Here is a 7,878-nt window from a genome sequence, read left to right as displayed (position 1 = left end):
CGCACAAGGTCCCGGACCTCCCTATCCCCACCATCCACTACATCGTCTGGCCCTCCCTCCCCGCCCAAGCGCCCACCCCCCACACCCCCGGCCGGCGCCCCCCCCCCCACTACACCCCCTCCCTTTCGCGCAGCGAAGGGGAGGGTTGGGGAGGGGTAGGCTCTTCGCTGGCTGACACAGCAATGGCTTCGCGGCTTACGCCGCTCCTACATTCTCGGCGCCGACGCGCGCCGCAACGCGAGGTTGTAGGTGGTCGCATAGATGGCCGTGACCGACAACGGCACCACGATCGTACGCAGTATCTCCGGCGTACCAGCCAACCAGTGAATGCTGCCGAGCAGACTCAATGAGGCGAGGACAGCCACCAGCGGCGGCACCCAATAGCCGGACCTCCCCGGCAAGCGGGCGGACAGCGCCTCGATCATGCGTTTCAGGAACAAGGTGATCAACGCCGACAACGTGCCCTGCACCACTCCCGCAATCAACGGCCGCGGCATCGGATGTGCCAGATTGGCGAACGTGGCCCAGCTGCCCATGGCAATAAAGGCCACGGCCATGTGCAAGACACTATTGCGAGCTGCTGCGGCAGTAGTTGGCGACACGCGTGTGATCCTATGGGCAGAGCAGTAGAACGACGCTGCAGCATGACGGATGCAGCAGCCATGATTCAACTCACCCATGCCGCCCAAGCTGGAGGAGCAACAAGAACAGACTGACAATGCCAGCCTGGCACTCGGATCAGCAGCCAATAACCACAGTCAGATTGTGAACATCGCGCAGATGAGACCGTTTAATCTCCATGCGATATGCAAGCGCAGGGGCAGCGACGTAGCCACCAGTAACTTCAACTCACTGCTCCAGACCAAGAAACACCCGCATGCGCGCCAACTCCGTGTCCAACTCCTGGAAAAACGCAGCATCCCGCGGAGCTCGCCCTTCGACGTACTGCAGCTGAGCACTCAACGCGCCCGCGGCAACCGAAAGATTGCCCCATCCGATTACCCGATCACCCCACAGCAGCGGCAAAGCGTAGTAGCCAAGCTTGCGCTTGGGTGCCGGCGTGTACGCCTCGAAGCGATACGCCCAGCGCCAAAACAACTCGAAACGGCGGCGATCCCATACCACCGGGTCGAACGGCGTCAGCAGCCGAACCTGCGCGTCCGGCTTCCAGCGGCTGCTCTGCGCACGCTCATCCGCTGGCCAAACCCAATCCACACCATCCACCCGCGCACGCTGCAGACGTTGCCTGGCACGCGCAAGCGCCCCCTTGCGCGCGTCTCTCCACTGCGGAACGCCGTTGCCAAGGTAGGCCACCAACTGACCGAGACTGGCATCCGGCAACGGCGCGTACTTGCCGACAATCAGGTCGATCAGCGCATCCATGCGCGCATCGATATCGCTCCTGTGCACCGGTGGCGCGGCATCGCGCGTTGCATACACGCGCGTTCCGCCATCGCGTCGCGCCACCCGCAGCAGTCCGCGATAGTGCATGCCGTCGAGCAGCTGGGTACTGGCATTGGACGAGCCACCAAACCAATTGGTGGTCTTGCCATGCGCAAAATGCGCATCCACCTCACGCGGATGGACTGTACCGCGCTCTGCTATGAAGGCCTGCACCGCCTGCGCCTGCTTCCAACGTGCGGGCGTCCATTCCATCCGCGCCTGCCTTGGGTGCATCAAGGCATGGTGCCCACGCGGCAGAAAGCCATAGTTGACGAAGAAATCCTCTTCCAACGGCAGGCGTGGATACCGCCGTTCCAGTTCACCGGCCTGGTAACCGACCACACGATGCCGCAAGGTCAGATCCTGCGCCCGCGCAGGTGCGCGGATTGGATCTGCCTGGACGAAACCCAGCTTGTCGATCGCCCGCATCAAGCTTGTTGGCTTGAACAGTGAGCGGGCAACCGCGTAGCGACGGAGATGATCGAGGGTGACGGCCATGGGTGCATGATGCCAGTAACCGACCCGCCCGGAAGTCGATCCGGGCAGTCATCAAGGCGCTCGCCCCAACCAGTCCACCGATCGGCCGGTCAACGCAGCCCAGTAACAGAGCGACAATAGTACTCAGCCAATGCAAAGCTCAGAGGTCGCTGCTCGGTCAACTTCCACTCGGCCGCAAGCGCTTTGGCATCCACCCGGACCACCTGCCCCTGGACGCCGCGCCGGGCCAGTAGCGCGGGAAGCTTCTTGCCGAACTCACTGGTGTTGGTCTCTTCACTGGCGACGATGCACACAGGCATACCCGGGGCGATAGGCGCTTCTGCGATCATCTCCTCCAAGTCCTCTATGCTGTCCTCATCGTTATCCAACTCATCGATGCCTGCGTCCTCTTCGGAGAGCCGGTACTGCAGATTGTCGGGATCCATCAACATCACCATCAACGATGGCGTATGCGCCGGCTCGACCGCGCACTTGGAAGCTATCGTCCCACCCTGGACATTCGTGACGCTCCCGTCCTGCGCTACCCGCCGGATTGCGATACCGCACTGCCCTCCAGCAAAGTCACGGATCATGTCTCCCTCGTAATCCACACCCGGCTCCGGGACGAAGGTGGTGTTGATGCCGCGACCACGGTTACAACTCCACCCAGAGCCATTGGCGATGTTCGCCTGCAACAGCACGGGCTGGCCAGGCACCAACGGATGCTCCGCGTAATACGGGCTGGCCCACAGCTTGTCGCGAGACGCAAGATTGCGCGTGCTCTCGGTTTCCGGAATACCGAGAGACTCATTTTCCTTCTTCTTTCCGACCAGCGCCCTGAAGTTATGCCCCAGCGAACCAGAGGCCTCGACCTCTTCGTCATACTCGTCCTTGCAACGTGCATTGGTATACATGGTCAGGCCAACGCCGTTCTGCCCGAACAGGCGGATACGCGCGGGCCGATCAACCGTTGCAGCAGACTGCTGCACGGGAACATCTTCTACGGCGTAGGCGTCCGCGCAGGTAAAACCCGCCAGGGCCAGCAACAACAAACGAATCTGCATTTACTCGACTTCCGTTTCGACAAGGATATGAGGAAGGAAAAGCACCCCAGCCACCCGCGCACTTCAGCTGGATAGCGTGAACTGGACTTTCCTGGGAGGGCGATTCTATCGTGCAAATCCAGGACCAGAGTCAGATTTCCTGGACTGGCGGAAGCGGCTGTAGATCCGTTCCAGCATTTCCGCACGGCAACTGACCCGCAGCACCGCGCAGCCTGCAGCCTGCAGCCGCCAGCGTGCGCATCGTCATCGAATCGCCATTGACCGAGCACGTTGTACGAACAACAGCACAAAGCGTGGATCGCCTGCCAGCAGATCGAGCATGTAGACAGACTTCTCGAAGGTGTTACGCATTTCCGTGACAAGCCCGGGCTGTGTGCGCACACCGTAATGCCTGGCCAGCAACATGCTGTACTTGCCGTCCACATTCAGCGCATACAGTTCGCCAGCTAGAACCGTATGTCGCCTTCCTTGGCTACCCAGCCCCGGTGGCAGGCGGCGCACAGGTGAAAACCGAGGTCAGGTTGGAGTTCCCAGAAAAGCAAGCCGCCCCCAACTCCGAAGTTCGCTGACTGAGGAGGCACTCAGATCAAGTGCACACGCACGTGACGTCCCAGCCCCTCAAGCAACAGCAGCAAACGTGAGACTTTTTGCTCAGAGAACTCTGCCAGGCCAACTTTTTCCCGAGCTAAAGAAGCCAACTCTTGCCAGCCGCGCAAACCCAACGCTTACACCGGCTCCTCCCTTTGCGATTCCGATCAGCCCGAAGCGGACATCCAGGCGAGCACCACGACCGCATTGAAGATGGCATGTGCACCGATGCAGAGGATGAGCGACCCAAACCGCACTCTGATTGCGTACAGGCAGACTGAAGCGACAGCAAGCATCACAAACCGCGGAGTCCCGCTATCCCATAGCTCCATTGCCCCATGCGAGATGACAAACAAGACGGTACCTACGATGCACGCAGGTACCGCACCGCTGGCTCGTTGCAGAAGATCAAAGACCAATCCCCTATACAGAAGCTCCTCAAGGACTGGCGCAATCAAGATCGCCGCCACCAACAAGGAGACTCGATCGGAGGGACTTAAGGATTGAACAACTGAATGACTTGCCTCAACCCCGATCACCCAGAACATCAGCCACGTCAAGACCATACAGAGCGCTGTGGGTGCGACCAGCACGGCAAGCGCACGCCAGCCAAGGTTACTTATCAGCTTCAACTCTGACGATAGGCGCCAGCCGAAGAACCGCACCAGCAGAGTGATCAACACAGCTGCGATAACTACAGATGCCACGTAGAAGCCATAGCCACCACTGACTGGCTTTATGCGAATGTTTCGATACACGTCCCCGGTCTGCAGGCCTTGCTGATGCAGATACTGCTTCGCATCGTTGATCTCGTCGGCGACAAAGCGACATCGCACCCAACCGACTCCGTCATTGAATGCTTGCGTTTCGTCAGTACAACGAATGCCCTGATCATCATCCGTTTGGCTCCAATCGACCTCATTGAACTGCAAGGATTTCGGCAGGATGTCAAACGTGACATCCATGGAGTACGGGCCGGCTGCGGCAGACGACAAGGTGACTGCCAGTGCAACAAGTAGAACCGCGGCTGCCGCCAGCCATACCCGCAAAAAGAACGCGATCGCGCGCGAACAATACTTCCCTGTACGCAAAAGTGATGAGCGCAATATCATGTTTGATCGGCCTATTGATTCACATAAGCGGTCGCGCGAACCGCGCTCGATGATCGAAACTCCCCAGTTCGTCAGAACCAGTCGTCGTCATAGGTCCAAACTGACCAGTAGTCACTTGCGCCAATCGGGTAGTAGCCGCCACGCCCATCACTTCTCGCTCGGCGGCGTGACCAACGCACGTGATTCCAAGTACAGCTATTGCAAGCAGCTTCCTTTGAGCAATCACTGCTCTCTCCTTGATAACTTCCTATGTCGCACCGCCGCACGGCGGGCGACTACGCTAGTACTGAATCAATAGCGAGGCTACGAACTTCCGGGGCAATCCGTTCCTGCAAGCATCGAGGTTCCCCTCGTGCGCGATGCACACAGTTGCTCTTGAGTCTGCATATATCCTTTCAGTGCCCATAGGAGGCACGCATGCAAGACAGAACGATCAATGCTTCGCCTTCATCGGACGAGCGCAATAGAAAGGAAATCACTTCACGTGGTGCAGCAGTAGAACCCCGTGCAAATGATCGGGAATCCCGCCCTTGCACGCAATGCGCAGTCCATTCTCAACCAAAGCGATTCGCGCAGGGAGATGACTTGAATATATGTAATGCCCGCTCAAGCCTGAAAATGGCTCGGCCCAACCCAGCGTCAGTATCCAACATTGATTCCACCGCCCCGGAGCCCACACCCTATTTCGTGGCTTCGCGTTTTTCGAGATCCGCGCTGCACTGCATCTCAACCGCATGTTGCACCCGATAGCCGATTTTCCGAGCCATCGCCTCCACGCCATCAAGACGCGCATGCAGAAAGCTATTGGCCGGTAGCAGCGCTCGCACATGCTCGCTGATCGGAATGGACCAGGTCTCCGTTGCCGAACCATGCTCATTGCCGGGTTCGCCCAAGCGCCAAGGCAGCATCAGCGCCTTCTGCGAATCCGAGTACAACACCTGCCGGCGCCCGTCGGCCCAGATCAACTGGATGACCGCGAATGAGTAGTCGTCGATCCAGCTGATGCCGTTGCCGTACAGGTCGTCCACCAGTGCCAGCACGCCCATGTTCTTGACGTATTGGGCGCCTACCAGGCGTTGCGCAGCCTTGCTGCAGCCATTCGGCGGAAAGGTTTCCCAGTCCCCGCTCGGGATCAGCTGGCCGCGACGGTAGCGCGCGGCCACGCCGCGAACGCCGCGCCCACGATCCCAGGCAGGCTGCCAAACCGCTTCAACCAAGGCGGTTATCGCAGCGGCATCGACGTCACGCTGCACGCGCTTGCGACCGCCATTGCGGTCCTCATAGCTGCCTTGCAAGGTGTAGTCCTGCCTGCCGGCCAGCCGCTCGAGCACGAAGCTCTCCTCGATCATGTCCCAGCCCATGTGCTGGTAGCTGATCAGGACGCGGACGGGCAGCTCCTCCCCTTGCGCAGCGGCGGTCGTCGGCAGGATCAGGCCAAGCAGCAGAAGCAGCACCGTCCCGGCCATCCAGTGGCGACGCGGATGCCGCAAGGCTTCAGCGTGCTCCGGGCCTGTACGGCTGAGAAGCGAATACGGAGAGCGAATGCGACGACGTGCGAACAAGGCGCGAATGTCAGCACACCGAGCAAACCATGATCTGTGCAACGCAAGTACGAACCAGAGCCGCATGCCACGTTCCTTGATGTTTGGCCCGCGCCGGTTATTCGGCATGGCCCAAGCGTGCCAGCAGCCCGCCCCCGGCGCAGCCGACTAGTGCACCGTATCCAGCGCCGCGTTAATCCGACTCTGACCCCGGTTTTGCTCTACGCGGTTGCGGCCGGTGTGTTTGCCGCGATAGAGGGCGGCGTCGGCTTGTTGCATGGCGTGAGCCAGGCCGGCTTCGCTGGTGAAGCTGTCGGAGACGCCGATGGTGACGGTGCAGCGCAGGCCATCGTAGCGCGGGCCCTGCAGCATCACTGCCTGCTCGATGCTGCTGCGTACACGCTCGGCCACGCGCAGGGCCGAGGCTTCGTTGGCGCCCACGCAGATGGCGGCAAACTCCTCGCCTCCCAACCGGCAGAGCAGGTCGTCCTTGCGCACCGAGGCGCGCAAGGCCTCGGCCACGCCACAGAGCACCGCGTCGCCGGTCTGATGGCCGTAGTTGTCGTTGATGCGCTTAAAATGGTCGACGTCGATCAGCAGCAAGCGCGCAGTGGTACCCGGCCGCCGGAAACTGGCCTCCAGCGCCGTGCCCAGGCCACGGCGGTTGAGCAGTTGAGTAAGCGGATCGTGGGCAGCAATGCCGCGCAACCTGTCGGTCAGGCGACGCAGCACCAGCCAGACGATCGATGGCGGCAGGATGGTCGCCAACGAGCACATATAGACATAGAAGATCATCGAGAACTGGTCGTCCATGCTCAGCGCCTCGAAGCCGCCGGACAGCAGCTTGACGATCTTGATGATGTTCAGCACGCAGATACCGCTGATCAAGCCGGCAAACAACAGCACCTCACCGCGCAGGTCCCTGGCGAAGCTGCGCACGCCGTATAGCAGCACCGCCACCATGCCGACGAAGGACACCGCACAGGTGCCGGCCAGCAGCACATAACGCGCCACCGGACCGAGCGTCCAGTCCACCAGGATCTGCAGCAGGCTGTAGCCCACGGCCAGGTACAGCAAGGGCACCGCCAGTGGCGTGGAGCGGCCAAAGAACCGCGCCCCACCCACGCAATACGCCAGCAGCGAGCACAGCGTGAGCGTGTGGTTGACCATGCTCAGCCAGCTCCAGCCCGGCGCACCTTCCATCAGCTGCAGCACATAGGCCCCACCGAGCAACAGGTTGCCCACGCCGAACACGTCCATGCCCATCTTCTCGTCCTGCAGGCGACGACTGATGAGCAGGAACATCACGGTGAAGCTCAGCAGATAAACGCAGAGCATGCCGACTAGGAGGGTGGCGATCATTGGGTGTTCGACAAAAAGGCAGGCGAAGGCGCGCTGGTCCACCTCATGTGGAACGACGGATGCCAAACAAGAACTCGCAACGCTGCCGCTGATCCCCCGGCACCGCGTTGTCCCCGCGCGTATCGTACCGAATTCGGTTGGGGTTACGGGGTTTGCGGCGGGCTGGAAGGGGTATGTAAACGATTACGTGGCTCTTACGTTGGGCCGGGGGCAAAACCGGGGTCAGAGTTGCGTTTTGGTTACCAAACCCACACAGACCCCCGGTTTTGAGCATGCAAATGGTTACGACCA

At 60.6% G+C, this 7,878-nt stretch carries 7 protein-coding genes; all 7 read right to left on the bottom strand.

Translation table 11 applies throughout. The features are described 5' to 3' along the window. Window positions 1-206 precede the first annotated feature (206 nt). On the bottom strand, window positions 207-557 hold the full coding sequence (locus tag ACVOLL_RS20260) for a hypothetical protein (RefSeq protein ID WP_481514532.1): 351 nt from the start codon (window positions 555-557) through the stop codon (window positions 207-209). A gap of 292 nt (window positions 558-849) precedes the next feature. Then, window positions 850-1,941, bottom strand: coding sequence for a DNA glycosylase AlkZ-like family protein (locus ACVOLL_RS20255; RefSeq protein ID WP_481514531.1), 1,092 nt, complete (start codon window positions 1,939-1,941; stop codon window positions 850-852). A gap of 89 nt (window positions 1,942-2,030) precedes the next feature. Next, entirely contained in the window at window positions 2,031-2,984 is a 954-nt protein-coding gene (locus ACVOLL_RS20250; protein ID WP_481514530.1) for a hypothetical protein, read from the bottom strand. Between the two features lie 243 nt (window positions 2,985-3,227). Further along, complete coding sequence (locus ACVOLL_RS20245; protein WP_481514529.1) at window positions 3,228-3,485, bottom strand: hypothetical protein; 258 nt, start codon at window positions 3,483-3,485, stop codon at window positions 3,228-3,230. A 254-nt stretch (window positions 3,486-3,739) separates the two neighbouring features. Beyond that, complete coding sequence (locus tag ACVOLL_RS20240; protein ID WP_481514528.1) at window positions 3,740-4,684, bottom strand: CPBP family intramembrane glutamic endopeptidase; 945 nt, start codon at window positions 4,682-4,684, stop codon at window positions 3,740-3,742. Between the two features lie 680 nt (window positions 4,685-5,364). Continuing rightward, entirely contained in the window at window positions 5,365-6,138 is a 774-nt protein-coding gene (locus tag ACVOLL_RS20235) for a hypothetical protein (RefSeq protein ID WP_481514527.1), read from the bottom strand. 255 nt (window positions 6,139-6,393) lie between these two features. Next, window positions 6,394-7,587 (bottom strand): GGDEF domain-containing protein, encoded by a 1,194-nt coding sequence (locus ACVOLL_RS20230; protein WP_481514526.1) that lies wholly within the window; start codon window positions 7,585-7,587, stop codon window positions 6,394-6,396. Window positions 7,588-7,878 lie beyond the last annotated feature (291 nt).

It is taken from the genome of Stenotrophomonas sp. STEN035, from assembly GCF_056759935.1.
Note: the sequence above shows the minus strand (reverse complement) of the source record. Positions and strands in the feature narration are given on the sequence as shown.

Bases quoted from the DNA above. Each gene is read 5' to 3' on its own strand.
- ACVOLL_RS20260 (WP_481514532.1), bottom strand. From the start codon at position 557: ATGGCCGTGGCCTTTATTGCCATGGGCAGCTGGGCCACGTTCGCCAAT.
- ACVOLL_RS20230 (WP_481514526.1), bottom strand. From the start codon at position 7,587: ATGATCGCCACCCTCCTAGTCGGCATGCTCTGCGTTTATCTGCTGAGC.
- ACVOLL_RS20240 (WP_481514528.1), bottom strand. From the start codon at position 4,684: ATGATATTGCGCTCATCACTTTTGCGTACAGGGAAGTATTGTTCGCGC.
- ACVOLL_RS20250 (WP_481514530.1), bottom strand. From the start codon at position 2,984: ATGCAGATTCGTTTGTTGTTGCTGGCCCTGGCGGGTTTTACCTGCGCG.
- ACVOLL_RS20255 (WP_481514531.1), bottom strand. From the start codon at position 1,941: ATGGCCGTCACCCTCGATCATCTCCGTCGCTACGCGGTTGCCCGCTCA.